The 1,453-nt window shown below is 62.4% G+C and carries 1 protein-coding gene; it reads right to left on the bottom strand.

Annotated features, from left to right (window positions below; all coding sequences use genetic code 11):
- Positions 1-131 precede the first annotated feature (131 nt).
- Positions 132-1,453 (bottom strand): amino acid permease (locus ABT116_RS45915; protein WP_351647121.1); only part of this gene is annotated, 1,322 nt, incomplete at its 5' end.

Here is a 1,453-nt window from a genome sequence, read left to right as displayed (position 1 = left end):
CTCGGTATCGCTGCCGGCGTCTGCACCTGGATCTTTCTGAACGGTGCCAATCCGCTCATCTGAAACTCGCGTCGTCGAACAAACGAACCGCCGCTCTCCGAATCGGAGAGCGGCGGTTCGTTTGTGAAGGATCAGTCCTTGACGAGTACCGGGTCGGCGTTCGCGGACGGGATGGCTGTTCCGTCCTTGAGCTTGCGACCGAGGACCGACTTGCGGTGACCGTAGGCGAAGTAGACGACAACACCGATGGCCATCCAGACGAGGAACCGGATCCAGGTCTCGACCGAGAGGTTGAGCATCAGCCAACCGCAGGCGAGCACGGCGACGATCGGAACGAACGGCACCAGTGGGACGCGGAATCCGCGCGGCAGGTCGGGGCGGGTGCGGCGCAGGACGATGACGCCGACACAAACCAGGACGAAAGCGAACAGCGTTCCGATGTTGACCATCTCTTCGAGTGTGCCCATCGGGAAGAAGGCTGCCAGGACGGCGACGATGCCACCGACGATCAACGTGATGCGCATCGGGATGCCCTTGGCGTTGGTCTTGGCCAGGCTGCGCGGCATGAGGCCGTCACGGGACATCGCGAAGAGGACACGGGTCTGGCCGAGCATCATGACCATGACAACTGTTGTGAGGCCGGCCAGGCCACCGAAGTTGATGGCGGTTTGCGCCCAGCCGATTCCGTTGGCCTCGAATGCGGTTGCGAGGGTGGCGCTGGAATCGCCGACCAACGGACTGCCCTCCTTGAGTTCGGTGTACTTGACCATGCCGGTGAGGACGAGTGTGACGGCAACGTAGAGAACGGTGACGATGGCGAGCGAGCCGAAGATTCCGCGCGGCAACGACTTCTGCGGGTTCTTGGTTTCCTCGGCCGTGGTGGCGACGACGTCGAAGCCGATGAAGGCAAAGAACACGAGGCTGGCTGCTGCGAGCAAACCGTAAGCGCCGTAGCTACTTCCGCCTGCACCGGTCAGCCAGGAGAACAAGGTCTGATGGATTCCGCTTGCAGAGCTCTCGGTTCCTTCGGACGGCGGGATGAAGGGGGAGTAGTTCTCCTTCTTGATGTAGAACGCGCCCACGACGATGACGAGCAGAACTACTGCGATCTTGATCGCGGTGATGATTGCGGAGACTCGCGAGGAAACCTTGGTGCCGATCGCGAGGATCAGAGTGATCGCGCCGATGATGAGCAGGGCGCCCCAGTCGAAGCTGATCGAACCGATGTGGGCGGTGGTGCTGCCGCTGGCCCCGATGACATTGCCGAGGTAGAGCGACCAACCCTTGCCGACGACTGCGGAGGCGAGAGCGAACTCGAGGATGAGGTCCCAGCCGATGATCCAGGCGGCGAACTCACCGAACGTCGCGTAGGAGAACGTGTATGCGCTACCTGCGACGGGAACGGTGGAGGCGAACTCCGCGTAGCACAGCGCGGCAAGGCCACAGGCGATCG

The organism is Streptomyces sp. NPDC002130 (assembly GCF_040296465.1).
Lineage (GTDB): Bacteria > Actinomycetota > Actinomycetes > Streptomycetales > Streptomycetaceae > Streptomyces.
Note: the sequence above shows the minus strand (reverse complement) of the source record. Positions and strands in the feature narration are given on the sequence as shown.